Genomic DNA, 23,258 nt, shown 5'->3' with positions numbered 1-23,258 from the left:
CGCTGAGCCTGTCGGAGCGGAGATGATCAGCCGACGAGGTCGTTCAGCAGGCCGATGGCCTGGTCCCAGGCGCCCTGGGTGTCGGTGTCACCGCGGTCGAGGCTGCTGAGCGCCGGCCCGAAGACGTTCTCCTGGATGACCGAGTCGTCGGCGCCCTTGAACTGCGCGACGACTCCCTTGGCACGCTCGGCGAGGATCGCGCCGGTGGGAGCGTCGTTGAAGAACGCGTTCGGCGTCGCGTCGGCCGCGAGAGTCTCCTGCGCCTCGATCGTCGAGGGGAAGTTGCCCGCCGCAGCGGACTGCTTCACCTGCTGCTCGGGCTGGGTCAGCCAGTCGGCCAGCTCGGCCGCCGCCTCCTTGTGCTGCGACGACTCCGGGATCGACAGGAACGCGCCGCCCCAGTTGGCCGCACCTCCGGGGAACACGTCGGCGAAGTCCCATCCGGTCGATGCGTCACCGCCGCCGGCCTCGACCTGACCCTGCACCACACCGAGCATCCAGCCCGGGCAGACGAAGGTGGCGAAGGTGCCGTCGACGAACGACTTGCCGCCGTTCCAGTCCCAGGCCGTCTGCGCGGCCGACTGGCCGCCCTCGGTCGCGGCCCCGAGCTGCTCGAAGCGCTCTTTGAGCTCGGCGTTGTCCTCGACGTTCAGCTTGCCGTCGCTCGTGTAGTAGCCCTCGTCGAGCTGGTTCACCATGGCGTTCCAGACGAAGCCGGAGTGGTCGTACCAGGCCTTGCCGGTCTTCGCGGTGTAGTCGGCTCCGACCTTGAAGTAGTTCGCCCAGTCGCCGTTCAGCAGCTCGGCCACCGACTCGCGGTCGCTCGGGAGGCCGGCGGCCTCGAACGCGGCGCCGTTGTAGCAGATGCCGCTCGGGCCGATGTCGGTGCCGTAGCCGATCACGCGGCCCTCGGCGTCGGTGGCCTGGCCGTACTTCCAGTCGACCCAATCGTCCTTGCGGTCTTCGATGCCGTAGTCACGCAGGTCGACGAAGGTGTCCGAGACGTCCATGATCGCGCCGAGCCAGCCCTCTTCGATCGCGACGACGTCGCTGAGACCGGAGCCGGCAGCGATCTTGGTGAAGGCATCGGTGCGGGCGTTGCCGCCGGTGTCGATGTTCGTCGCCTCGATCTTCACATTCGGGTGCGCCTTCTCGTACTCCTTGTAGAGGTCTTCGTAGCCGAAGGTTCCGAACGTGGTCACGGTCAGTGTGACCTCTTCGTCGCCGTTCGCGTCACCGCTGCCGCCGTTGTCGCCGGAGCAGCCGGCGAGGGCGAGGGCGGATGCGGAGGCCACGGCGGCGATCGCGAGGATCCGGTGGCGGGCACGTGTGTTCACAGTTCACTCCTTTGTGGTGGTCGTGCGGTGTGGTGCTTCGGGACGCGTGGGAGCGCTCCCACGCATTGAGCAGTCACTCTATGGGAGCGCTCCCACGGGTGTCAAGCCGCGCCGGTGGGGGCCCGGGGCCGTGCACAGCTCCTCAAGAATTCGCTCCTGGCACCGCCTCGAGCCCCTCGCGGGGAGCGGGGCCGGTGTTTCTGAGGAGTCGCGCACCGGCGGTACCCTTGGGCAGTGCCCGACGCCACCCTCTCCCCCGCCCTCGTCCGTGCCGAAGCCCTGATCCGCAACGTGCCGGACTACCCTCAGCCGGGCATCATCTTCCGCGACATCACGCCTCTTCTCGCCGATGCCGAGGCCCTCCGCGTGACGACGGAGGCGATCATCGAGCCCTTCGCCGGACAGTTCGACGTGATCGCGGGCATCGAGGCGCGCGGCTTCATCCTCGCCAGCGCCGCCGCCATCGCCGCAGGCGTCGGCCTGATCCCGATCCGCAAGGCCGGCAAGCTGCCCAGGCCCGCGGCGTCCGTCGACTATGCGCTCGAGTACGGCACCGCCACGATCGAGATGCACGACGACCTGCCCGCCGGCTCGCGGGTGCTGCTGATCGACGATGTGCTCGCGACCGGAGGAACTCTCGCCGCCGGTCGCGAACTGGTCGAGCGCCTCGGCAGCCACGTGATCGGCATCTCCGTGCTGTTCGAGATCGACGGCCTCGGCGGCCGCGAAGCGGTCGGCGACCTCCACACCGTCTTCCACTCCGCCTGACTCTTCCACGGCGCCGAGCGGATGCGGCGAGGGCAGTAGACTGGGTGCGCCCCTCCGCCCGCGACTCTTGGAGCCGTCATGCCCACCATCGTCGTCGACGTCATGCCCAAGCCCGAACTGCTCGACCCGCAGGGCAAAGCCGTCTCCGGCGCCTTCGCCCGTCTCGGCGTCGAGGGCTTCACCGACGTCCGCATCGGCAAGCGTTTCGAGCTCACCGTCGAGGGCGAGGTCACCGACGAGGTTCTCGCTGAGGCCAAGCGCATCGCCGACGAGGTGCTCTCCAACTCCGTGATCGAGGACGTCGTCGGCATCGAGGTCGCGGAGTGACCGTCCGCATCGGCGTCATCACCTTCCCGGGCTCGCTCGACGACCGCGACGCACAGCGCGCCGTCCGCATCGCCGGCGCCGAGCCCGTCGCCCTGTGGCACGGATCGCATGACCTCGAAGGCGTCGACGCGCTCGTCCTGCCGGGTGGTTTCAGCTACGGCGACTACCTCCGCGCCGGCGCGATCGCCGCGCTCTCGCCGATCATGAGCGAGGTCAAGGATGCTGCGGCCAAGGGCATGCCCGTGCTCGGCATCTGCAACGGCTTCCAGATGCTGGTCGAGGCGCACCTGCTGCCGGGCGGCCTGATCCGCAACAACCACCAGCACTTCGTGCGTCGCGACCAGAAGCTCACGGTCGAGAACTCCGACACCGCGTGGACCAATGCGTTCCGCACCGGGCAGGAGATCGTGATCCCGCTGAAGAACGCCGACGGCGGCTACATCGCCGACGAGCAGACGCTCGATCGCATCGAGGGCGATGGTCTGGTGGCGTTCCGCTACGCCGGGGTCAACCCGAACGGATCACTGCGCGACATCGCCGGACTCACCAACGAAGCGGGCAACGTCGTCGGCCTGATGCCGCACCCCGAGCACGCCACCGAGGCCGGCTTCGGTCCCGACACCGCGGCCGCGATGCGCAGCGGAGTCGACGGTGTCGACTTCTTCACGAGCGCGATCGCCGCGGTCGCCCGCGTCGCCGCCTAGCCTCCGTACCGCGAATCGGACCGAGTCGACGCCGCCAATCGGTTCAGGTCGGTCTGTTCAGTCGACCGGAAGGGCGAACGGGTTGTCGCCGACCGCTGCGAGCAGGTACCAGGCGGTCGCGCCGGTGTGCAGGCTGGCGTAGTACAGGTCACCGAAACCGGAGTCGAGGCCGTCGCTCGACGTGGCGACGATCCCCTTGCCATCGCCGTTCGGTGCATCGCGCTGCGCAAGCCGGATACTGCTCAGAAGCGTCTCAGCACGGTCGGCGTCGCCGTCGCCGTCACGCAGCGTGAGTGCGAGCGCGAGGTGTCCACTGCCCTCGAACCACGCCTTGGACGTATCGACCTCACTGATCGACGGCCCCGTGTACGGACCATCTGTTGCCAGCAGGTTGGCGAGCGTCCAGTCGAGCGCCGCACCGTAGCGTGGGTCGCCCGTGGCGAGGGAGCTCCAGGTCTGGGCGTCCAGCGGTATCGGACGGGTGTTGATCGTCGAGCCGTCCAGGCCCGTGCCGGTGTTCACGTGGCCGTCTGCGCTCTGCATGGCGGCGACGAAGTCCGCGGCGACCGCCGCCCGATCCGTCCAGACCCGGGCGCCGGTGAGCTGGCCGAGCTGGGTGAAGAAACCGGCGATGTCGCTGTTGTGCTCGGTGGACTTCCACGTCAGCGAAGTGCCGTCTTCGAGCTGACCGCCGGTGTAGCCGTAGGGCGCCCTGGTCATGTCCGCCGTGTGGTCCTGGATCCATTCACCGATCCGAACCGCGCCGTCGAGATATCGGGAGTCCCCTGTCGCGTGTGCGAGACGGGCGAGGGCCAGCCCGACCCAGGCCTGGTTTCCGGTGAAGGCGCCGGCTCCCGTGATCTCCACCCGCCCCTGACGGATGCCGTGCGGCTCGTATGACGCTCTGGTGCGCCCGTCGCCGATCGGATCGTTCTCCTGCACGAAGAGGAGGGCGTCGCCGATCGCCCGTGCGCGCCGGAGGTCGTCCGGAAGGCCGCGGGCGGTGTAGGCGATGATCACGAGGGCGTCGTCGTAGACGAAGGAGGGCGTGAAATCCCAGGTCGGAGTCGTGAAGAAGCCACCCTCGTAGCTGCGCGGCAGACAGCGGCCATCCCCGTCGCAGAACTCGTCGGTGCGCGCGTCCAGGAACTCGTACGCCAGCGCGACCGAGGCTGCCGGGTCCGCGACCGGGTCCGCCGGGGTGTCGGCTCGCGCCGCGAAGGCATCCGACACCGCAGGCGCAGCACCCACGAGCACGGCGCCGACGACGAGCGCGGCGACGGTCACCCAGGGGGCGGATCGGCGGGCAGAACCGGACATCGTGACCTCTCGAAGGCGACAGCCCCCGCGGGCGGGACGCACGGGTGATACGGGGGACGATGCGTAGCCTGTCATGACAGCGGTCGATCGGTGAAGTGCCTTTCGGCCACACTTCGCCACGGGATGACGATGCCCGCCTCTCGTAGCGCACGGGTCATCCCCGTGCAAGGCGTTTGCGCGATCCAGGCCCGGCGCTCAGCATGGTCACCCCGCCCCCGAACAGCCTCGAAAGGATCGCCCATGTCCCGCGACCAGTACACCTTCACCGACCCGTCCGCGCTCTACTCCGACATCGAACCGCGGAAGCAGCACATGCCGGAGCCGGGACTCGACGCGGATCTCACCCCGCGCGCCGACCTGGGCGAGGAGTCCTACCGCGGCACCGGGCGCCTGACCGGACGCAAGGCCCTGATCACGGGCGGCGACTCCGGCATCGGCGCTGCCACCGCGATCGCGTTCGCCCGTGAGGGCGCCGATGTCGCGATCTCGTACCTGCCGCAGGAGGAAGAGGACGCGAGCCGGATCGCCGAGATCCTGCGGGAGGCCGGCGCGACGGTCGCCACCATCCCCGGCGACCTGCGCGACCCGGAGTATTGCCGTGCCCTCGTCGCCGAGACGGTCGAGAAGCTGGGCGGCCTCGACGTCGTCGTCAACAACGGCGGCAAGCAGGTGTATCAGGAGTCGCTGACCGACATCACGGACGAGCAGTTCGACGACACCTTCAAGACCAACGTCTACGCGATGTTCTGGATCACCAAGGCGGCCCTGCCTCATCTGCCCGCGGGCTCGACGATCATCAACACCACCTCGATCCAGGCCTACTCGCCCTCTGGCATCCTGGTGGACTACGCCTCGACGAAGGCCACGATCAACGCCTTCTCGAAGGGCCTCGCGGAACAGCTCGCGCCGAAGGGCATCCGCGTGAACGCCGTGGCACCGGGGCCGATCTGGACACCCCTGCAGCCCAGCGACGGACAGCCGCAGGACAAGCTCCCCGAGTTCGGGAAGGACACACCCCTCGGGCGCATGGGACAGCCGGCCGAGCTCGCTCCCGCATACGTGTTCCTCGCCTCGGCGGAGTCGAGCTACGTGGCCGGGGAGACCTTGAACGTGAACGGCGGCATGCCGACCCCGTGACGCTCAGGGCGATCAGGAGGCGAGGGCCGGCGGCCACACGCCGATGAGCAGTGCCATGACCACGACCGTGACCAGCTCATGCGCGATGTTGAGCGTGGTGAGTCGGGTCGATCGCCCCTCGAAAGCGTCATGGGTGATGAAGCGTGCGGCCGTGAACCCGGCCCACAGCGTGACCGCGGTGACGATCGTTCCCCAGAAGAAGGATCCGCCGTAGAAGTGCCAGGCGATCGACGAGGCACCGGCGAGGACCCAGGCCGTGATGAAGCTCACGATGACGGTGGTGACGATGGGCCACACCGCCGTCGCGGCAGGCCGGTCCATGTCGACGTTCGCGAGCTTCGACCAGCGTGTGCCGAACACCTTCGGCGCGTACCAGATCGAGCCGACGACCATGCTCGATGCGGTGGCCAGCAGGACCGCCCAGTAGTTGATCTCGGGAACCATGACAGCCTCCACTCGTCGGATGCCTCACCATACTCCCGGGACGGGCGGAAGTGCGGGTGGCACCTGCATGATTCTGTGACGGATGCATGACTCGGACAGCCGGGACGCTCATGCACGCGGGGAACGGTCATGCAAACGGCCAGGGCGATCCAGGGAAGTCGGGCACGCCGAACCGATTCGATCCCCGCCCTGGCATGAATGTAAGCGTTTGCACTAGCCTGTTCCCATGGCACAGCTTGAGCAGATCGCAGCCCCCGGTTCCGAGTGGTGGCGCAGCGCCGTCATCTACCAGATCTACCCCCGCTCCTTCGCGGACGCCTCGGGCGACGGCATCGGCGACCTGCCGGGCATCACGAGCCGGCTCGATGCCCTGCAGGAGCTCGGCGTCGACGCGATCTGGCTCAGTCCTTTCATGACGAGCCCGCAGCGCGACGCCGGCTACGACGTGGCCGACTACCGCGACGTCGACCCGCTGTTCGGCACGCTGGGCGACTTCGACGACATGCTCGAGGCTGCGCATGCCCGCGGCATCCGCGTGATCGTCGACCTCGTCCCCAACCACTCGTCCGACCAGCACCCCTGGTTCCAGGAGGCACTGAAGGCCGCACCTGGCAGCCCCGAGCGCGCGCGCTACATCTTCCGCGACGGCAAGGGCGAGAACGGCGAGCTCCCGCCGAACAACTGGGAGTCGGTGTTCGGCGGCGGCATGTGGCAGCGCGTGACCGAGGCCGACGGAACCCCCGGCCAGTGGTACCTGCACATCTTCGACGCGACGCAGCCCGACTTCGACTGGAACAACGAGGAGGTGCAGGAGGAGTTCCGCTCGATCCTGCGCTTCTGGCTCGACCGCGGTGTCGACGGCTTCCGGGTGGACGTGGCCCACGGCATGATCAAGACCGAGGGTCTGCCCGACTACACGCCCCCGACCGACGCGGACTCCATGGGCGGCGGCGAGTCGAACGTGCCGTACTGGGGCCAGGACGGCGTGCACGAGATCTACCGCGACTGGCACAAGGTGCTCGCCGAGTACGACGGCGACCGCGCCCTGTGCGGCGAGGCCTGGATGCCCACCCTCAAGCAGACCGCGCTCTGGGTGCGCCCGGACGAGATGCACCAGACCTTCAACTTCCCGTACCTGATGACGGAGTGGGACGCGAAGAAGCTCGGCGACGTGATCCGCGAGTCGCTGGACGCGTTCGGTGAGGTCGGCGCCCCGAGCACGTGGGTGCTGTCGAACCACGATGTGGTGCGCCACGCGACGCGCCTCGCACTCACCTCCGACAACCCCCAGGGCGAGGGCATCGGACCGAACACCCCTGACAAGCCGGACACCGCGACCGGACTGGCTCGCGCTCGCGCTGCGACGACCCTGATGCTGGCTCTGCCCGGTTCCTCCTACCTCTACCAGGGCGAAGAGCTCGGGCTGCCCGAGGCGATGGAGATCCCGGACGAGTACCGTCAGGACCCGACGTGGTTCCGCACGAACGGCGCACGCTACGGACGTGACGGGTGCCGCGTGCCGCTGCCCTGGAACGCAGAGGCTCCGGCCTTCGGCTTCAACGACACCGGACTGTCGTGGCTTCCCCAGCCCGCCGACTGGGCGACCTACGCGCGCGACGTGGAAGACGTCGACCCGGCGTCGACGCTCGCGCTGTACAAGCGCCTGCTGGCCGGACGGCGTGAGCACGGCTTCGGCAGCGGCTCTCTGGTGTGGGAGGACGCCGGTCCCGAGGCGGTCGCGTTCCGCCGTGGTGACGTGCACGTGGTCGCGAACCTCGGTACCGCCCCCGTCGAGCTGCCGGCAGACGCCTTGGTGTTGCTGCAGAGCCAGCCCTTCGAAGGAGCCGCGATCCCGGTCGACACGGCCGTCTGGTACACCACCGCGACCCACGCCTGACACCCTCCGGTCGCGGTTGTCGTCGCCCACGCCCGCGTGAAGCGACACACACCGCGACCGGAGCTTTTCGACAGAGGAACCATGGCCAGCATCGATGAGGTCGCCCGGCTCGCCGGAGTCTCCACCGCGACCGTCTCGCGCGCACTGAGCGGTCGCGGCCACGTGTCCGAATCCGCGAAGGAGAGGGTGCAGGCCGCAGCGCAGACTCTCGGCTACGTGGTGTCGTCCCGTGCGTCGAGCCTGGCATCGGGTCGCACCCGCAACGTCGGGGTCATCGTCCCGTTCCTCGACCGGTGGTTCTTCAGCACGGTGCTCTCCGGCGTCTCGGCCGCGCTGATGCGCGAGGGCTACGACATCACGCTGTACAACATCACCGCCGACAAGGACGTGCGCCGACACGTGTTCGACACCTTCCTGCGACGGCAGCGCGTGGACGCCGTGATCGCGGTGTCGATCGAGCTCGACGAGGACGAGACGCAGTACCTGCTCGACCTCGGACTCCCCGTGATCGCGATCGGCGGTCCGAACCCGAAGCTCGACACCATGACCGTCGATGACGTCGCCGTCGCGCAGTTGGCCACCGAGCATCTGATCAGCCTCGGCCACACCGACATCGCGCACATCGGAGCCAACCCCGAGTTCGACATCGACTTCCACATCCCGACCAACCGCCGTCTGGGCTTCGAGAAGGCACTCGCCACGGCAGGGATCCCGCTGAACCACGCCTTCCTCGAACCAGCCGACTTCACGGTGGAGGGCGGCTACCGGGCGGCGAAGCAGCTGCTCGGCAGGCCGGGCCCCCGCCCGACCGCGGTCTTCGCGGCGTCGGATGAGATGGCGATCGGGGCGATCCTCGCCGCGCGCGACCTCGGCTTCAACGTGCCGGAGGAGTTGTCGATCGTCGGCATCGACGGGCACGAGCTCGGCGAGTTCTTCCGCCTGACCACGGTCGATCAGTTCCCGCTCGGGCAGGGCGAGCGGGCAGCGGATGCGGTGCTTGCCAAGCTCGCCACCCCGGATGCCGTGCACATCCCGTCTGCACTTCCGTACGAGCTGAACGTGCGCGGGACGACGGCCCGCCTCCTGTAGGTCGAGGCGAGCCGTCGTCACCGATCAGCTCGCGACGATGAGGCCCTCGGTCGCCGTGCGAGCAGCCTCGAAGCGGCGCTGCACGTCAGGCCAGTTCACCAGGTTCCAGAACGCCTTGACGTAGTCGGCGCGCACGTTGAGGTAGTCGAGGTAGTAGGCGTGCTCCCAGACGTCGAGCTGCAGCAGCGGGGTGACGCCGAGCGGTGCGTTCCCCTGCTGGTCGAAGAGCTGGAAGATCACGGGGCGGGCGCCCACGCTGTCCCAGGCGAGCACGGCCCAGCCCGATCCCTGCACACCGAGCGCGGTCGCGGTGAAGTGCGCCCGGAACGCATCGATCGATCCGAATGCGTCGACGAGCGCGGCCTCGAGCTCGCCCTCCGGAGCGCCGCCGCCCTCGGGCGAGAGGTTCTGCCAGAAGACGGAGTGGTTGATGTGGCCGCCGAGGTTGAACGCGAGGTCCTTCTCGAGCTTGTTGACGTTCGCGAGGTCGCCGGCGCTGCGTGCGGTGGCGAGCTGCTCGAGCGCGGTGTTCGCGCCGGTCACGTACGCCTGGTGGTGCTTGGAGTGGTGCAGCTCCATGATCTTGCCGGAGATGTGCGGCTCGAGCGCGGAGTAGTCGTACGGGAGCTCGGGGAGCGTGTAGAGAGTGGACATTGTGCTTCCTTTCGATGGTGCTATCGGTGGGTGCGGATCAGTGCTCGGGGTCGTGCGGGAGCGAGTGGAATCGGCGGTCGAGGTAGACCAGAGGACGCCCGGACGGACCGGGCAGCACCTCGATGACCTCGGCGATGACCACGGTCGACGACCCCACTGCGACGGTCTCGATGGTGCGACACCGCAGCGCCGCCCTGGCCTCGGGGAGGTGCGGTTCTCCGGTCGGCAGCGTCGCCCACCCCTGCTCGGGGGTGAAGCGCTCGGAGCCGCTGACCGCGAAGCTCTGCGCGAGGTCGGAGTGCTCGTCGTCGATCAGATGCACCACGAAGGTGTCCGCTCCGAGGATCGCTCCCGCGGACCCCGTCGCCCTGGTCACGGAGAACACGATCGCCGCGGGGTCGACCGCCACCGAGGCGACGCTCGACGCCGTGAGGCCGACCGGCCCGTCCGGGGTGCTCGCGGTGATGATCGCGACGCCGGCGGGATGCGTGCGGAACGCGGCCTTGAGCCCTTCGCCGATCGGGGTGGGCACGGGTGTCGCGGTCATCGACCGGCCTCCATCATCTGTTCCTGCTTCGCATGCGTCAGCATCTCCTCGCGCTCGACGATCTTCGTCCGCTCACGGCCACGGGCTGCTCCCGCCCCACGCTCCGCGGCATCGATCCGCAGCCAGCCATCGAGGTCGACCGCGTGCGACAGGTGGGCGATCGGATCATCGTCACGCGCTTCCAGCTCGACCGATCCGAGGTCGTCGACGACGTGGCCGATGGTCTGCGCGGCGTCCGACTTGGTCGAGCCGATGAGTCCGACCCGCCCGCGCTTGATCCAGCCCGTGGCGTACAGCCGGGGGATCGGGACGCCCTCCGCGTCGACGACTCGACCTTCGATGTGCGGCACGACTCCGAGCGTAGTGTCGAACGGCATCCCAGGCACGGGCGTCGATCGATATCCCACGGCACGGTAGACCGCTCCGACGTCGTAGCGCAGCAGCTCGCCGGTGCCGACCATGCGACCGAGCTCGTCTGACGCGGTGCGCTCCATCTCGATGCCGGTCACGGAGTCGGTCCCCAGCAGCTGCACCGGGCGTTGCCGCAGGTGCAGGTGTATGCGGCGCGAGGCCGTGCGCGTCGCGGGGTCGACGGCGGCCCATTCGGTCATGGTGCGCACGATGATGCGCCGCTGCGAGAACTGCGCGACCATCCGCTCGGCGTGCTCGTCGAGAGCGAGTTCTTCGGGGTCGACGATCACATCGACGTCGTCCTGCTCGGCGAGCTCGCGCAACTCCATGGCCGAGAAGCGCACGTCGGCCGGTCCTCGCCGAGCGAAGAGGTGCACATCGCGCAACGGGCTGGCCGCGAGCTGGTCGAGCACGGCATCAGGGGTGTCGGTGTGGGTCAGCGCCGAGGCGTGCTTGGCCAGGATCCTCGTGACATCCAGCGCCACGTTGCCGGCCCCGAGAACGGCGACCGACTCGGCGGCGAGCGGCCAGGTGCGCGGTGCATCGGGGTGCCCGTCGTACCAGGCGACGAAGTCGGCGGCGCCGAACGAGCCGGGGAGATCTATGCCGGGGATGTCGAGAGCGACGTCGAGGTCGGCACCCGTCGCCACGATCACTCCGTCGTATGCGGCACGCAGCTCGTCGATCTCGACGTCACGGCCGATCTCGACGTTGCACCGCAACCGGATGCGTGGGTTCACGAGCACCTCGTGCAGGGCGTCGGTGATCTTCCGGATGCGGGGATGGTCGGGCGCGACGCCGTAGCGGACGAGACCGTACGGCGCCGGGAGCTTCTCGAACAGGTCGATCGCTGCGGTGGGGTCACGGTCGAGCAGGATGTCGGCGGCGTAGATGCCCGCAGGGCCCGCCCCCACGATGGCGATGCGCGGCTCCACGGCGGGTGATCCGGCGGCGGTCATGCGTGCTCCCCCTGGGGCGCGAGCGCGGCGATGATCGGGTGATCGAACGTCAGCGTGCCCGTCTTCGCGGCACCGCCGGGAGACCCGATCTCGTCGAAGAACTCGACGTTGGCCTTGTAATAGTCCTGCCACTCATCGGGCAGATCGTCTTCGTAGAAGATGGCCTCGACCGGGCACACCGGCTCGCAGGCGCCGCAGTCCACACACTCGTCGGGGTGGATGTAGAGCGAGCGTTCGCCCTCGTAGATGCAGTCGACAGGGCACTCGTCGATGCAGGCCTTGTCCTTCACATCGACGCACGGCAGGGCGATCACATAGGTCATCGCAGGGTCTTCGTTCGGGTCACGCTGTCCTCGTTCAGGTCGATCAGCCCTTGCCGGGCCACATGACTACCGTAAAACCTCAAGTACACTTGAGGTCAAATCGAAGGAAAGGCGGCCGGATGAGTCCGCATGCACCCGACGAACCGCTCACGATCGGCGAGATGACCCGACGCACGGGGGTCGCCGCTTCCGCGCTGCACTTCTACGAGGGCCTCGGCCTCATCGCGTCGACCCGCACGCCGGGCAACCAGCGTCGCTATGCACGGCACATGCTGCGCCGCGTCTCGCTCATCACGGTCGCGAAGCGCCTCGGCATCCCGCTCTCCGACGTGCAGACGGCCTTCGCCGACGTACCACTGACCGAGACCCCGAGCCACGAGGACTGGCAGCGGGCCTCCCGACGTTGGAAGCGCGAGCTGGAGAAACGCCGCGAAGGCATCGAACGGCTCGAACGCGAACTCACCGGATGCATCGGCTGCGGCTGCCTGTCGATGAAGGCCTGCGGCCTGCTCAACCCCGACGACGCGCTCGGCACTCAGGGCGCCGGCCCGCACCGCCTGCAGGACTGACCCACTCGCCTGCGAACGCCGCGAGACCCACTCCCGCCGCCGAGACCCATCGCCGCATGCGCCGGCGGGAGTGGGTCTGGGCGAGGAGAGTGGGTCTCGACAGGGAGCGGGTCAGCGCACCTCGAAGTCCGCGGAGAGGAGCACGTCGTCGCGGGAGCTCGGGCCCACCAGCAGCTCGAACGTGCCGGCCTCGACCAGACGCGTGCCCGCGGCGTCGACGATCGTGCAGTCGGACACCGGCAGCTCCAGGCGCACCCGTACGGACTCCCCCGGGGCGACGTCGACCTGACGGAAGGTCTTGAGCTCCTTGTCGGTCCAGCTCACGCTCGTCACCGAGTCGCGCACGTAGACCTGCACCGTCTCGCGTGCAGGCCGTACCCCCGTGTTCGACACCGTGACGTGCCCGACGATCGTGTCGGACTCCGCCAGCGAGGTCTCCTCCAGCACGAGGTCGGAGTACTCCACGGTGGTGTACGACAGACCTTCTCCGAACGCCCAGGCGGGCGACTGCGTGAGGTCCGCGTAGCGGTCGCCGTGTTGTCCGCGGATCTGGTTGTAGTACGTCGGCTGCTGGCCTACGTGGCGCGCGAACGAGATCGGCAGGCGCCCGGACGGCTCTGCTGCCCCGGAGATGATGTCAGCCAGCGCGCGCCCACCCTGCATGCCGGGGTTCGCCGCCCAGATCACCGCTGCCGCCTTCGATGCGGACGCCGGGAGCACGAGCGGCTTCGAGGCGAGCAGCACGATCACGACGGGCTTCCCGGTCGCGATGAGCGCATCGATCAAGGCGTTCTGCCCGCCGATGAGCTCGAGGGTCGCAGTGGAGCGGCCCTCGCCGACGAGCTCGATCCGATCGCCCACGACCGCCACGACGACGTCCGAGTCGGATGCGGCCGAGACGGCCTCCGCGATCAGAGCGGCGTCGGGCTCGCAGGCCCTCACCACCGGCGGACGCGGCTGCTTGTCGGGGAAGAACGGACCCTGCGGGTCTTCCTCGAGCGTGAGGATGTCGGCACCGCGGGCGTGGGTGACGCTCCAGCCGTCGATCGTCTGCAGGCCGTCGAGCACGGTCGTGATCATCTCGCGAGGCTGACCGTCGAGCCATCCCGCCTGACCGGAGCCGCCGGCCCAGTCGCCGAGCTGCGTCTGCGCATCGTCGGCGAGGGGGCCGGTGACCGCGACCTTCAGCGCGGACGTGGGGTCGAGCGGCAGCACGCCGTCGTTCTCGAGCAGCACGAGCGAGCGGCGGGCGACCTCGAGGTTCAGTTCCGCGTGCTCCACGCTGCCCACCACGGTGTCGAGCGCGGTGCTAGGAAGGCGCGGGTTCTCGAAGAGCCCCAGCTCGAACTTCAGCGTCAGGATGCGGGCGGCGGCGGCGTCGAAGGCGTCCTCGGCGAGCATGCCCTTCGCCACGGCATCCAGCGCTCCCTCGAAGAAGCCGGGCGTGGTCATGATCATGTCGTTCCCCGCCCGCACGGCAGCCGCGGCCGCGTGCGTGATGTCGGGCTGGATCCGCTGCTCCCACACCATGCGACCGACGTTGTCCCAGTCGGTGATGAGCGTGCCGGTGTAGCCCCACTCGCCGCGCAGCACGTCACTGAGCAGCCAGTCGTTGGTGGTGATCGGCACGCCGTCGGTGGTCTGGTAGCCGAGCATGAACGTGCGGCAGCCCTCGCGGGCGACGCGCTCGAACGGCGGCAGGAACCACGAGCGCAGCTTGCGGCGGGAGATGTCGGCCTCGCTCGCGTCGCGCCCACCCTGCGTCTCGGAGTATCCGGCGAAGTGCTTGGCGGTCGCGAGGATGGCCGTGGGGTCGTCGAGTCCGTCACCCTGATAGCCGCGCACCATGGCCGAAGCCAGTTCGCCGATCAGGAACGGGTCTTCACCGAAGGTCTCGTCGATGCGACCCCAGCGCAGATCGCGGGCGATGCACAGCACGGGCGAGAACGTCCAGTGGATACCGGTGACCGCGACCTCCTCGGCCGTCGCACGGGCGACGCGTTCGACGAGCGCGGAGTCCCACGACGCGGCCATGCCGAGCTGCGTCGGGTAGATCGTCGCCCCCGGCCAGAACGAGTGCCCGTGGATGCAGTCCTCCCCCACCAGGAGCGGGATGCGGAGCCGGGTCTGCGCCGTGAGCTCGTTCGCTCGCAGGATGCGCTCGGGCGAGGTGTGCAGGATCGAGCCCGCATGGCGCCGCGCGATGTGGTCGTCGATGTCGTCGCGAGCGTCGAGCTGAAGCATCTGCCCGACCTTCTCCTCCAGCGTCATGCGGCTGAGGAGGTCGGCCACGCGCTCGGGGATCGAGAGAGCGGGGTCCTGGTACGGGAGCTGCGTGGTCAGAGTCTGAGAGGTCATCACTTCGTGTTCTGGTTCGTGTTCGGTGTCGGGGTCGTCGAGGCGTCGCCGGGCCCGGAGGGGTCGGACGAGGTCGCCGACGTTACGGGATCGGGAGCCTTCTTCGGCAGGGGCACGCTGCGGACGGCGGTGACGGCGTCGTTCACGTTCAGCCCCTTCTTCTTCATCGCCCTGGCCCGCTCGCCCGCCGAGCGCAGTCGCGGGTTGACGTACTCGTCGATGCCGAAGTTGATGAGCGAGAGCGCGACGCCGATGATCGCGATGCAGAGCCCGGCCGGCACGTACCACCACCACAGTCGCGGGAACGCACCGTTCTGCTGCGCCCAGAACAGGATGGTCCCCCAGTTGAGGTTGCTCACCGGGATCACCCCGATGAAGGCCAGCGTCGTGAGACCGAGGATGGCCGCCGTCACGGTCCCGACGAAGCTCGAGGCGATGAGCGCCATGAGGTTCGGGAGCATCTCGACCGTGATGATGCGGCGCAGCGGCTCGCCGTTCGCGCGCGCGGCCTGGATGAAGTCGCGGTTGCGCAGCGACATGGTCTGCGCGCGCAGCACGCGGGCGCCCCACGCCCACCCGGTTATCCCCAGCACCGCGGCGATCACGATCAGCGGCGGGTTCTCGAACTGCGAGGCGATGATGATGATCAACGGGATGCCGGGGATCACCAGGAACACGTTGGTCAGCGCCGACAACGACTCGCTCTTCCAGCCGCGCACGTAGCCGGCGATCACACCGATCGTGATCGCGATGATCGTGGCGATGAAGGCCGCGAGGAATCCGACGACGATCACACCGCGGGTGCCGTAGATGATCTGGCTCAGCACGTCTTCGCCCATGTGCGTCGTGCCCAGCCAGTGCTCCCAGGAGGGCGGCTGACGCAGCGCCGTGCGGTCCTTCTGGGTCGGCCCGTACGGGGCGATCCACGGAGCGAGGATCGCGATGAGCACGAACACCCCGAGGATGATGAGCCCGGCGATCGACTTGGGGTTGCGGAACATCGCGAACGCCTGCGCGAGCTGCGACCAGAACGTCTTGCGCGGCGGCGCTCCCGTCGACGGGGTGCGCAGCGTGGCGGTCTCGGGCATGCCGGAGACGACGGCCGATCCGTCGGGCGCTGTGGTCGCTGCAGTGGTGGGAACGGTCATGTCAGGACTCCATCTGGCGCGTGCGCGGGTCGAGGTAGGCGTAGACGACATCGGCGAGGATGTTGGCCACGAGCACAGACAGCGTGATCACGAGGAACACGCCCTGCATGAGGGCGAAGTCCTTGGCGTTGGTCGCGTCGAGCAGCAGCTTGCCGACACCCGGATAGCTGAACACCATCTCCATCACGATCGTGCCGCCCACGATGAAGCCGATCGACAGCGCGAAGCTCTGGATCTGCGGCAGCACCGCGTTGCGAGCGGCATAACCCCAGAGCACCCGCTTGTTGGGCATGCCCTTCGCCTGCGCGACCGTGATGTAGTCGTCGTCGAGCACCGTCAGCATCATGTTGCGCATGCCGAGCACCCATCCGCCGAGCGAGGCGACCACGATGGTCAGCGCCGGAAGCGTGCCGTGCATGATCACCTGGCCGATGAAGTCGAGACTCCATTCCGGCGACTGCCCCTTGTCGTAGGCATGCGATGACGGGAACCACTTCAGGGTCGAGGAGAAGATCGCGATCGCGATGAGTCCGAGCCAGAAGTACGGGATCGTATTGAAGAACGTGGTCACCGGGATGATCGCGTCGAGCCTGCTGCCCCGCTTCCATCCGACGACGGCTCCGAGCAGCGTGCCGATCGCGAAGGAGATGATGGTCGCGATGCCGACCAGCCCGAGCGTCCAGGGCAGGGCGGCGGCGAGCACCTCGGCGACCGGCCGCAGGCCGTGCAGGGTCGAGATGCCGAGGTCGCCGCGCAGCAGCATCCCCCAGTACTCGAGGTACTGCTGCCAGATGGACTTGTCGGTGTCGATGCCGAGCAGCACGCGCAGCGCGTCTGCCGCCTCGGGGCTCACGTTGCGGTTGCGCGCGAGGTACGAGCTGACCGCGTCGCCCTTCATGAGGCGGGGCAGGAAGAAGTTGATCGTGATCGCCGCCCACAGTGTGAACAGGTAGAACGCCGCGCGACCGGCGAAGAAGCGCCACGGCACCGGCCGCCTGGTGCGCTCTGCCGTGGTCGCCGTGGTGCCGACCTCGAGGGCATCGCGGGCGACGAGGTCGTTGTCGTCGAGCTGGGGGAGAGCGGAGCTCACAGCGCGCCTCCGTTCGATGCCGCTGCAGCGAAGTGCTTCTCCGGATCGGGAGAGGCCGCGCGCAGCTCGCGGGTGTACGGATCCTGCGGGTTGAGGATCACATCGTCGGCGGTTCCGTACTCGACCACGCGCCCCTGGTTGAGGACCATGATCTCGTCGCTGAAGTGCCGGGCGGTCGCCAGGTCGTGCGTGATGTAGAGCACACCGAGTCCCTCTTCGCGCTGCAGATCGGCGAGCAGGTTCAGCACGCCGAGCCGGATGGAGACGTCGAGCATCGACACCGGCTCATCGGCGACGAGGAGCGAGGGACGCGAGGCCAGGGCACGGGCGATGGCAACGCGTTGCCGTTGGCCGCCCGACAGCTCGTGGGGGCGGCGGTCGATCACCGCGTCCGCATCGAGGCGCACCCGGGCGAGGAGCCGACGCACCTCGTTCTCGGTCTCCTTCTTCGGCACCACGTCGTCGAGGCGGATCGGACGCTCCAGGTGGTAGCGGATCGAGTGGTACGGGTTGAGCGAGGCGAACGGGTCCTGGAACACCATGCGCAACTGCTGGCGGTACTTCCGCAGGCCCCTGCCGCGGCGCGGGATGGGCTTGCCGTCGAGCAGCACCTCGCCGCTGGTCGGGGTCTCGAGCTGGGTGAGGATCTTCGCGATCGTGGACTTGCCGCTGCCGGACTGGCCGACCAGGCCGATCGTCTGGCCGGACGTCAGGGTGAAGCTCACGTCGTCGAGGGCTTTGATCTGCCCGGCGCCTCGGACGTTGTACGCCTTCGTGACATTGCGGAACTCGAGGGTGGTCATCGCACCAGCACCCCTCTCTCCCCGGTGAGCCGGGGGAACGACGACAGCAGGGTCTTCGTGTATTCGTGCTCCGGCTGCGTCCAGATGCGCTCTGCCGTATCGAGCTCGATGATCTCTCCTTCGCGCATGATCGCGATCCGGTCGCTGATCTCCAGTAGAAGCGGAAGGTCGTGGGTGATGAAGATCACCGAGAAGCCGAACTCGTGCCGCAGCTGAGAGATCTGCTTGAGGATCTCCCGCTGCACCAGCACGTCGAGCGCGGTCGTCGGCTCGTCCATGACCATCAGCTGCGGACGGAGCGCCAGGGCCATGGCGATCATGACGCGCTGGCGCATGCCGCCGGAGAGCTCGTGCGGGAAGGAGCGCACACGCTGACGGCCGACCTTGACGATCTCGAGCAGTTCCTCGGCCTCGGCACGCCGCTGCTTGCGATTCATGTCGGGGCGGTGGATCTCGAACACGTCCTCCAGCTGCGAGCCGATCGTCGCGACGGGGTTGAGGGCGTTCATCGCGCCCTGGAACACCATCGACACCTTGTCCCAGCGGAATCGCTGCATCGCGTCGACGTCCAGAGCGTTGATGTCGATGTCGATGCCGGTCACGTCGTGGAAGGTCACGCTGCCGCCGGTGATGACGGCCGGAGCGCGCAGCAGGCGCTGCACCCCGTAGGCGAGCGTGGTCTTGCCGCATCCGCTCTCCCCGGCGAGGCCCAGGATCTCGCCGCGCTGCAGTTCGAGGGTCACGTTCTTCACCGCCTCGACGGGCGGATCGACGTCGTACACGACGGAGAAGTCGCGCACGGTGAGCAGGGGGTCTGGCATGGGGGTGTCCTTCGTGGGGGCGGGCCCTTCGACAGGCTCAGGGACCCAGATGGGTGGCTGAGCCTGTCGAAGTCCCGGCTGTGGGTGGCTGAGCCTGTCGAGGTCCTACTCGGCGGGCTTCAGCTTCGTGAGGATCTGCACGATGTTCGGCTGCGTCGGGTCGGCGGACGCGTAGGTGTCGTCCTCCGAAGGCCAGCCGACGTAGTTGCGCGTGTTGAACTCGCCCAGCAGCGGGTGGGCGCCCAGCGGGATGGCCGGCACCTGCTCGGAGAAGATCGTCTGCAGCGTGTCGATGGCGGTGGTGCGCTCCTCGTCGGACGAGGCGTTCGCGTAGGTGTTCAGGGCGGCGGTCGCCTCCGGGTCGTCGAAGCGACCGAAGTTGAAGCCGGCCTTGCCCTCGGGGGAGATCCACCGCGGATCCATGGTCGAGGTGTAGAGGCCGTACGCCGTGCCGCTGTCCTCCAGCCAGTGGATGATCGCAGAGAACGTGCCGTTGTCGCGGGGATCGGCCCAGCCGCCCCAGTCGGGCATGTCGATCTTGACCTCGGCGCCGATGCTGTCCTTCACGTCCTCGGCGATGAGCTCCTGCGCCGTGTTCCAGTCGCTCCAGCCGGACGGGACGGAGAGCGTGAACGAGACGGGCGTGCCGTCGGGGTCGATCAGGGCATCGTCCTTCCAGGTGTATCCGGCGGTCTCCAGCAGGTCACGCGCCTTCTCGGCGTCGACCTTGTAGTCGACTCCCTCGAACTCCGGCTGGATCTCGTCTTCGAGGATCGACGACAGTCCCGTCACGGACCAGACCGGCTCGCTGGCACCCTCGCGCGCGATGTCGACGTAGGCGTCGCGGTCGATCACCCAGGCGAGCGCCTGACGGAAGGCGGGGTCGTCGAACGGCTTCTGCTGCAGGTTCATGAACAGCGTGGCCGAGCCGGTGGTCGGGGAGGCGAGGAACTTGTTGTGCTCGGGGTCGGCCGAGAGGAACTGCTCCTCGATCTGCGGGATGAACGCCTGCGCCCAGTCGGCGTCGCCGTTCGCGAGGGCCGTGGTGAGGGCGGTGTTGTCACCGTACGAGACATAGTGCAGCTCGGGCACGGCGAGGTCGCCGCCCCAGTAGTCGTCGCGCGCGTCGAGCGTGACCGACTCGGTCGACCAGTTCGCCATCGCGTAGGGACCGGTGCCGACGAGGTCGTCGCCCTTGACGGGGTCGGTGGCCGGGTCCTCGAACTTCTCCCAGATGTGCTTGGGGACGATCGGCACGTGCAGCACGCGTGCCTGGTTGACGTACTTGGAGTCGCCGAAGCTCAGCACGACCTTGTCGCCGTCGACCTCGGCGCCCTCGTACTTGAGGCCGGCGGTGTCGAGGGCGGGGATCGAGGCGGTCTCGAACGAGAAGACGATGTCGTCGGCCGTGAACGGCTCGCCGTCGCTCCAGGTGACGTCCGCACGCGGGACGACCGTGAGCTGCGTGTAGTCGTCGTTCCACTCGAGGCTCTCGGCGAGCCATGGCGTGGTACCGCGATCTCCCGTCTGGTTCACCAGGGCCAGGGTCTCGAACACGACCTTGGCGTAGCCGTACTTCGACGCGGCGGAGTCGCCGACGAACGGGTTGTTCGACTCGGTGGTGATCGCACCGTCGGGCTTCGCGATGGTGAGGGATGCGGATCCGGCGCCGTCGCCGGATCCACCGCCGGCCGAGCAGCCGGCGAGGGCCGACACACCGAGCGCGGTGATCGCGGTCGCGGCGATCAGAGACTTTCTGAGCTTCATTGCTTCTCCTAGGCACGGGTCTTTGTGCTGTGTCGCCGGCGAACGGGGGTCCGCCGGCCGTCGTGATTTGCTTACTGTCGAGAAAGTAAGCTTCCGTGAGGTTACCGAGTAGTAAGTTTGACCGCAAGCACAGTCCGACGATGGAGAGGAGGCCGCGGTGGCAGACAGCGACCAGACAGTGCGCGTGCGCCCGGCGACGCTCGAGAAACGCGAGCAGATCCTCAAGGCCGCGATCGAGATCTTCGGCAACAAGGGCTCGACCAACGGGACCCTGGCGGACGTCGCCGAGCAGGTCGGCATCACGCACGCCGGCGTGCTCCACCACTTCGGCTCGAAGCAGAAGCTCCTGCTCGAGGTGCTCGCCTACCGCGACAGGGACGATGTCGCCGGCCTCGCCCAGAAGCACATCCCCGGGGGACCGGAACTGTTCCTGCACCTCGTGCGCACCGCCTTCACGAACGAGAAGCGGCCGGGCATCGTGCAGGCCTACACGGTGCTCTCGGCGGAGTCGGTCACCGACGAGCATCCCTCGCGCCCGTTCTTCGAGGAGAGGTACACGACACTGCGCCGCGAGGTCACGGCCGCGTTTCACGAACTGTGCGCCCAGGAGGGCGTGCGCGACCCCGACTCGGTCGCTGCCGCCTCCGCCGCGATCCTCGCGGTGATGGACGGGCTGCAGCTGCAGTGGCTCCTGCACCCCGGGGCGATCGAACTGGGCGCGACCAGCGAGTTCGCGATCCGGGCGATCGTGAACGCCGTGCTGCACCCCGGCCCAGACCTCACGACCTACACATCCCCCGCCTGATCCCCCCTACCCGCGGCACCGAGACCCATGCGCCGCGCCGAAACCCATCGAGCCAGACGCTTGTGACAGTGGGTCTGGGCGGCGACCATGGGTCTCGGCAACGCGGGGCTGCCCGGCTAGGCTCGGGCCATGACGATCGACCTCGAAGCGCTCTACATCGACCTGCACCAGCACCCCGAGCTCTCGTTCCAGGAGACGCGCACCGCCGGCATCGCCGCCCAGCACCTGCGCGACCTCGGCCTCGAGGTCGAAGAGGGGGTCGGCGTCACCGGCGTCGTCGGTGTGCTCCGCAACGGCGGAGGTCCGGTGGTGTGGGTGCGCGCCGACATGGACGCGCTCCCCGTCGAGGAGCAGACCGGCCTGTCTTACGCCAGCACAGCGAAGGGCGTCGACCCCGCGGGGACGACCGTTCCCGTCATGCACGCCTGCGGCCACGACATGCACGTCACCGCCATGATCGGCGCGGTCGAGAGGCTCGTCGCCGAGCGGTCCGACTGGTCGGGAACCCTTGTCGTGCTGATCCAGCCCGCCGAGGAGTACGGCGCCGGGGCGCGCGCGATGCTCGACGACGGGATCCTCGACCGCTACCCGAAACCCGACGTGGTGCTCGGCCAGCACGTCACCCCGCTCCCCGCAGGCGTGATCGGCGTGCGCAGCGGTACGCAGATGGCCGCCTCCGACGGACTCACCGTGACCCTGCACGGCCGCGGCGGCCACGGCTCGCGCCCGCACGCGACGATCGATCCCGTCGTGATGGCGGCGGCCACCGTGATGCGCCTGCAGACCATCGCGTCGCGGGAGATCGATCCGCAGGGGGTCGCTGTCGTGACCGTGGGATCGATCCACGCGGGCCTCAAGAACAACATCATCCCGGCCGAGGCGAAGCTCGAGCTCAGCCTGCGCTACCCGGACGAGGGGACGCGCGACAAGGTGCTCGCGAGCGTCGAGCGCATCGTGCGGGCCGAGGCCACAGCCTCCGGGGCCGAGCGCGAGCCCGAGATCCGCACCGACCACACGCTGCCGGCCACCATCAACGACGAAGAAGCCACCGCGCGCGTCTCCGCGGCGCTGCAGCGCGCCCTGGGCGAGGCAGCCGTGATCGATCCCGGGATGTTCACCGGCAGCGAGGACGTGTCATGGTTCGCCCGCGATGCCGGAGCACCCCTCGTGTTCTGGTTCTGGGGCGGTATCGACCCCGCCCGGTTCGCCGAGGCCGTCGCTGCGGGACGCCTGGGCGAGGACATCCCGACGAATCACTCGCCGTTCTTCGCACCGGAGATCCACCCGACGATCGAGGTCGGCGTCACCGCTCTGTCGGCCGCGGCCCGGGAGTTCCTCGCCTAAGGATCGGAACGATCTGGTTCACGTGTCTGCTCGCCGCTCCCGCAGGAAGACGTGCAGGTCGAGTGCGTTTCGCTTGCTCCGTTGCTCGATGAGGAGATGACGTCGCAGGAGGTTTGTCACACCGACGGGAATCGGGTCCATCGCGTTGGTCCGCTTGACGTCTTGCGAGCCGAAGCCGGCCAACAGCGTCATGGACCCGTCGTCCGTGTCCCTCACCTCGACGCGGGCATAGTCGGTGTCGAGGCGGATCAGTACTCGAGAGATCGACTCCCAGGGGAACGATCGCTCCGACCCGGCTCCGACGATTCGTAGCCCCTCGTCGTCCCACTCGATGACGTAGCGCTTCCTCCGCCAGGCGAAGATCCACAGCAGGGCGAGCACGATGACGATCCCCAGGCCGCCGGCGACCAGGACGACACCGGATCGGCCGAACATGACGTCGGTCTCCAGCGAGATGGCGATCAACGCCGCCGCGGCACCGCCTCCTCCCACGATGATGCAGCCGACGATGATCGCGACGAGCTGGATCATGGAGACTCGTGTCGCCCGGATCGTCAACCGGTACCCGTCGGTCCCCGGCCGGATCGTCTCCCACATCCGTTCACCCCTACATATCGAGAGAGCGTCTTCAGCTCG

General features: G+C 68.4%; 23 protein-coding genes. 9 read left to right on the top strand and 14 right to left on the bottom strand.

What is annotated here, in order from left to right; translation table 11 throughout:
• Positions 1-26: 26 nt before the first annotated feature.
• Positions 27-1,337 (bottom strand): ABC transporter substrate-binding protein, encoded by a 1,311-nt coding sequence (locus ABRP18_RS02340; RefSeq protein ID WP_113681443.1) that lies wholly within the window; start codon positions 1,335-1,337, stop codon positions 27-29.
• Between the two features lie 234 nt (positions 1,338-1,571).
• Between ABRP18_RS02340 and ABRP18_RS02335 the strand changes: the two genes are divergently transcribed.
• The 3 genes from ABRP18_RS02335 (at position 1,572) to purQ (ending at position 3,136) form a co-directional block, all read left to right on the top strand.
• Positions 1,572-2,105: an adenine phosphoribosyltransferase gene (locus tag ABRP18_RS02335; protein WP_058631608.1), complete on the top strand. Its 534-nt coding sequence runs from the start codon at positions 1,572-1,574 to the stop codon at positions 2,103-2,105.
• 78 nt (positions 2,106-2,183) lie between these two features.
• The gene (gene purS, locus ABRP18_RS02330; protein WP_017831295.1) at positions 2,184-2,432 is read left to right on the top strand and encodes a phosphoribosylformylglycinamidine synthase subunit PurS; all 249 of its coding nucleotides are present in this window, start codon (positions 2,184-2,186) and stop codon (positions 2,430-2,432) included.
• Positions 2,429-3,136 (top strand): phosphoribosylformylglycinamidine synthase subunit PurQ, encoded by a 708-nt coding sequence (gene purQ / locus ABRP18_RS02325; RefSeq protein ID WP_061015104.1) that lies wholly within the window; start codon positions 2,429-2,431, stop codon positions 3,134-3,136. Before purS ends, purQ begins: the two co-directional genes overlap by 4 nt.
• Positions 3,137-3,193: 57 nt before the next feature.
• Here the strand turns inward: purQ and ABRP18_RS02320 are convergent, their stop codons facing one another.
• The gene (locus ABRP18_RS02320; protein ID WP_046746815.1) at positions 3,194-4,456 is read right to left on the bottom strand and encodes a hypothetical protein; all 1,263 of its coding nucleotides are present in this window, start codon (positions 4,454-4,456) and stop codon (positions 3,194-3,196) included.
• 240 nt (positions 4,457-4,696) lie between these two features.
• Here ABRP18_RS02320 and ABRP18_RS02315 point away from each other — a divergent pair, with 240 nt between their 5' ends.
• Positions 4,697-5,593, top strand: a complete 897-nt coding sequence (locus ABRP18_RS02315; protein WP_193762450.1) for an SDR family oxidoreductase — start codon at positions 4,697-4,699, stop codon at positions 5,591-5,593.
• Positions 5,594-5,605: 12 nt separating this feature from the next.
• On the opposite strand, the gene ABRP18_RS02310 is transcribed toward ABRP18_RS02315, so the two are convergent.
• Positions 5,606-6,037: a DUF1761 domain-containing protein gene (locus ABRP18_RS02310; protein ID WP_046746813.1), complete on the bottom strand. Its 432-nt coding sequence runs from the start codon at positions 6,035-6,037 to the stop codon at positions 5,606-5,608.
• 226 nt (positions 6,038-6,263) lie between these two features.
• On the opposite strand from ABRP18_RS02310, the gene ABRP18_RS02305 reads away from it, so the two are divergent.
• Both ABRP18_RS02305 and ABRP18_RS02300 read left to right on the top strand, forming a co-directional pair.
• The gene (locus ABRP18_RS02305) at positions 6,264-7,934 is read left to right on the top strand and encodes a glycoside hydrolase family 13 protein (RefSeq protein ID WP_349885454.1); all 1,671 of its coding nucleotides are present in this window, start codon (positions 6,264-6,266) and stop codon (positions 7,932-7,934) included.
• An 81-nt stretch (positions 7,935-8,015) separates the two neighbouring features.
• Positions 8,016-9,023, top strand: coding sequence for a LacI family DNA-binding transcriptional regulator (locus tag ABRP18_RS02300; protein WP_058631606.1), 1,008 nt, complete (start codon positions 8,016-8,018; stop codon positions 9,021-9,023).
• A 24-nt stretch (positions 9,024-9,047) separates the two neighbouring features.
• On the opposite strand, the gene ABRP18_RS02295 is transcribed toward ABRP18_RS02300, so the two are convergent.
• The 4 genes from ABRP18_RS02295 to fdxA are packed head-to-tail and all read right to left on the bottom strand — an operon-like array spanning position 9,048 to position 11,917.
• The gene (locus ABRP18_RS02295; RefSeq protein WP_058631605.1) at positions 9,048-9,677 is read right to left on the bottom strand and encodes a superoxide dismutase; all 630 of its coding nucleotides are present in this window, start codon (positions 9,675-9,677) and stop codon (positions 9,048-9,050) included.
• A gap of 37 nt (positions 9,678-9,714) precedes the next feature.
• Positions 9,715-10,224, bottom strand: coding sequence for a flavin reductase family protein (locus ABRP18_RS02290; protein ID WP_046746807.1), 510 nt, complete (start codon positions 10,222-10,224; stop codon positions 9,715-9,717).
• Positions 10,221-11,594 (bottom strand): FAD-dependent oxidoreductase, encoded by a 1,374-nt coding sequence (locus ABRP18_RS02285; RefSeq protein WP_349885453.1) that lies wholly within the window; start codon positions 11,592-11,594, stop codon positions 10,221-10,223. Before ABRP18_RS02285 ends, ABRP18_RS02290 begins: the two co-directional genes overlap by 4 nt.
• On the bottom strand, positions 11,591-11,917 hold the full coding sequence (gene fdxA, locus ABRP18_RS02280) for a ferredoxin (RefSeq protein ID WP_046746806.1): 327 nt from the start codon (positions 11,915-11,917) through the stop codon (positions 11,591-11,593). The genes ABRP18_RS02285 and fdxA overlap by 4 nt, the downstream gene beginning before the upstream one ends.
• Positions 11,918-12,036: 119 nt before the next feature.
• Here fdxA and soxR point away from each other — a divergent pair, with 119 nt between their 5' ends.
• Positions 12,037-12,486 (top strand): redox-sensitive transcriptional activator SoxR, encoded by a 450-nt coding sequence (soxR, locus tag ABRP18_RS02275; protein WP_082108542.1) that lies wholly within the window; start codon positions 12,037-12,039, stop codon positions 12,484-12,486.
• Between the two features lie 111 nt (positions 12,487-12,597).
• On the opposite strand, the gene ABRP18_RS02270 is transcribed toward soxR, so the two are convergent.
• The 6 genes from ABRP18_RS02270 to ABRP18_RS02245 all read right to left on the bottom strand — a co-directional run bounded on the left by ABRP18_RS02270 (position 12,598) and on the right by ABRP18_RS02245 (position 20,473).
• Positions 12,598-14,844, bottom strand: a complete 2,247-nt coding sequence (locus ABRP18_RS02270) for a glycoside hydrolase family 3 N-terminal domain-containing protein (RefSeq protein WP_349885452.1) — start codon at positions 14,842-14,844, stop codon at positions 12,598-12,600.
• Positions 14,844-15,992 carry an ABC transporter permease gene (locus ABRP18_RS02265; RefSeq protein ID WP_058631602.1) on the bottom strand — a complete coding sequence of 383 codons (1,149 nt, stop codon included), beginning with the start codon at positions 15,990-15,992 and terminating at the stop codon, positions 14,844-14,846. Before ABRP18_RS02265 ends, ABRP18_RS02270 begins: the two co-directional genes overlap by 1 nt.
• Before the next feature lies 1 nt (position 15,993).
• Positions 15,994-17,082, bottom strand: coding sequence for an ABC transporter permease (locus ABRP18_RS02260; protein ID WP_046746803.1), 1,089 nt, complete (start codon positions 17,080-17,082; stop codon positions 15,994-15,996).
• On the bottom strand, positions 17,079-17,885 hold the full coding sequence (locus tag ABRP18_RS02255; protein ID WP_349885451.1) for an ATP-binding cassette domain-containing protein: 807 nt from the start codon (positions 17,883-17,885) through the stop codon (positions 17,079-17,081). Before ABRP18_RS02255 ends, ABRP18_RS02260 begins: the two co-directional genes overlap by 4 nt.
• On the bottom strand, positions 17,882-18,706 hold the full coding sequence (locus tag ABRP18_RS02250) for an ABC transporter ATP-binding protein (RefSeq protein WP_061015111.1): 825 nt from the start codon (positions 18,704-18,706) through the stop codon (positions 17,882-17,884). Before ABRP18_RS02250 ends, ABRP18_RS02255 begins: the two co-directional genes overlap by 4 nt.
• Positions 18,707-18,811: 105 nt before the next feature.
• The gene (locus tag ABRP18_RS02245; RefSeq protein ID WP_017831277.1) at positions 18,812-20,473 is read right to left on the bottom strand and encodes an ABC transporter substrate-binding protein; all 1,662 of its coding nucleotides are present in this window, start codon (positions 20,471-20,473) and stop codon (positions 18,812-18,814) included.
• A 157-nt stretch (positions 20,474-20,630) separates the two neighbouring features.
• Between ABRP18_RS02245 and ABRP18_RS02240 the strand changes: the two genes are divergently transcribed.
• Together ABRP18_RS02240 and ABRP18_RS02235 are read left to right on the top strand one after the other, a co-directional pair.
• Positions 20,631-21,278 (top strand): TetR/AcrR family transcriptional regulator, encoded by a 648-nt coding sequence (locus ABRP18_RS02240; protein ID WP_113681453.1) that lies wholly within the window; start codon positions 20,631-20,633, stop codon positions 21,276-21,278.
• Between the two features lie 129 nt (positions 21,279-21,407).
• Positions 21,408-22,622: an amidohydrolase gene (locus ABRP18_RS02235; RefSeq protein ID WP_349885450.1), complete on the top strand. Its 1,215-nt coding sequence runs from the start codon at positions 21,408-21,410 to the stop codon at positions 22,620-22,622.
• Positions 22,623-22,640: 18 nt separating this feature from the next.
• Here ABRP18_RS02235 and ABRP18_RS02230 read toward each other — a convergent pair whose 3' ends face one another.
• The gene (locus tag ABRP18_RS02230; protein ID WP_349885449.1) at positions 22,641-23,219 is read right to left on the bottom strand and encodes a hypothetical protein; all 579 of its coding nucleotides are present in this window, start codon (positions 23,217-23,219) and stop codon (positions 22,641-22,643) included.
• Between the last annotated feature and the right edge of the window lie 39 nt (positions 23,220-23,258).

The organism is Microbacterium sp. WHRI 7836, assembly GCF_040223885.2.
In the GTDB taxonomy this organism is placed as follows: domain Bacteria; phylum Actinomycetota; class Actinomycetes; order Actinomycetales; family Microbacteriaceae; genus Microbacterium; species Microbacterium oxydans.
Note: the sequence above shows the minus strand (reverse complement) of the source record. Positions and strands in the feature narration are given on the sequence as shown.

Excerpts from the sequence above, each read along its gene's own strand:
- purS (WP_017831295.1), top strand. The coding sequence starts at position 2,184 with ATGCCCACCATCGTCGTCGACGTCATGCCCAAGCCCGAACTGCTCGAC.
- ABRP18_RS02320 (WP_046746815.1), bottom strand. The coding sequence starts at position 4,456 with ATGTCCGGTTCTGCCCGCCGATCCGCCCCCTGGGTGACCGTCGCCGCG.
- ABRP18_RS02315 (WP_193762450.1), top strand. The coding sequence starts at position 4,697 with ATGTCCCGCGACCAGTACACCTTCACCGACCCGTCCGCGCTCTACTCC.
- ABRP18_RS02310 (WP_046746813.1), bottom strand. The coding sequence starts at position 6,037 with ATGGTTCCCGAGATCAACTACTGGGCGGTCCTGCTGGCCACCGCATCG.
- ABRP18_RS02305 (WP_349885454.1), top strand. The coding sequence starts at position 6,264 with ATGGCACAGCTTGAGCAGATCGCAGCCCCCGGTTCCGAGTGGTGGCGC.
- ABRP18_RS02300 (WP_058631606.1), top strand. The coding sequence starts at position 8,016 with ATGGCCAGCATCGATGAGGTCGCCCGGCTCGCCGGAGTCTCCACCGCG.
- ABRP18_RS02295 (WP_058631605.1), bottom strand. The coding sequence starts at position 9,677 with ATGTCCACTCTCTACACGCTCCCCGAGCTCCCGTACGACTACTCCGCG.
- ABRP18_RS02290 (WP_046746807.1), bottom strand. The coding sequence starts at position 10,224 with ATGACCGCGACACCCGTGCCCACCCCGATCGGCGAAGGGCTCAAGGCC.
- ABRP18_RS02285 (WP_349885453.1), bottom strand. The coding sequence starts at position 11,594 with ATGACCGCCGCCGGATCACCCGCCGTGGAGCCGCGCATCGCCATCGTG.
- fdxA (WP_046746806.1), bottom strand. The coding sequence starts at position 11,917 with ATGACCTATGTGATCGCCCTGCCGTGCGTCGATGTGAAGGACAAGGCC.
- soxR (WP_082108542.1), top strand. The coding sequence starts at position 12,037 with ATGAGTCCGCATGCACCCGACGAACCGCTCACGATCGGCGAGATGACC.
- ABRP18_RS02270 (WP_349885452.1), bottom strand. The coding sequence starts at position 14,844 with ATGACCTCTCAGACTCTGACCACGCAGCTCCCGTACCAGGACCCCGCT.
- ABRP18_RS02265 (WP_058631602.1), bottom strand. The coding sequence starts at position 15,992 with ATGACCGTTCCCACCACTGCAGCGACCACAGCGCCCGACGGATCGGCC.
- ABRP18_RS02255 (WP_349885451.1), bottom strand. The coding sequence starts at position 17,885 with ATGACCACCCTCGAGTTCCGCAATGTCACGAAGGCGTACAACGTCCGA.
- ABRP18_RS02250 (WP_061015111.1), bottom strand. The coding sequence starts at position 18,706 with ATGCCAGACCCCCTGCTCACCGTGCGCGACTTCTCCGTCGTGTACGAC.
- ABRP18_RS02245 (WP_017831277.1), bottom strand. The coding sequence starts at position 20,473 with ATGAAGCTCAGAAAGTCTCTGATCGCCGCGACCGCGATCACCGCGCTC.
- ABRP18_RS02235 (WP_349885450.1), top strand. The coding sequence starts at position 21,408 with ATGACGATCGACCTCGAAGCGCTCTACATCGACCTGCACCAGCACCCC.
- ABRP18_RS02230 (WP_349885449.1), bottom strand. The coding sequence starts at position 23,219 with ATGTGGGAGACGATCCGGCCGGGGACCGACGGGTACCGGTTGACGATC.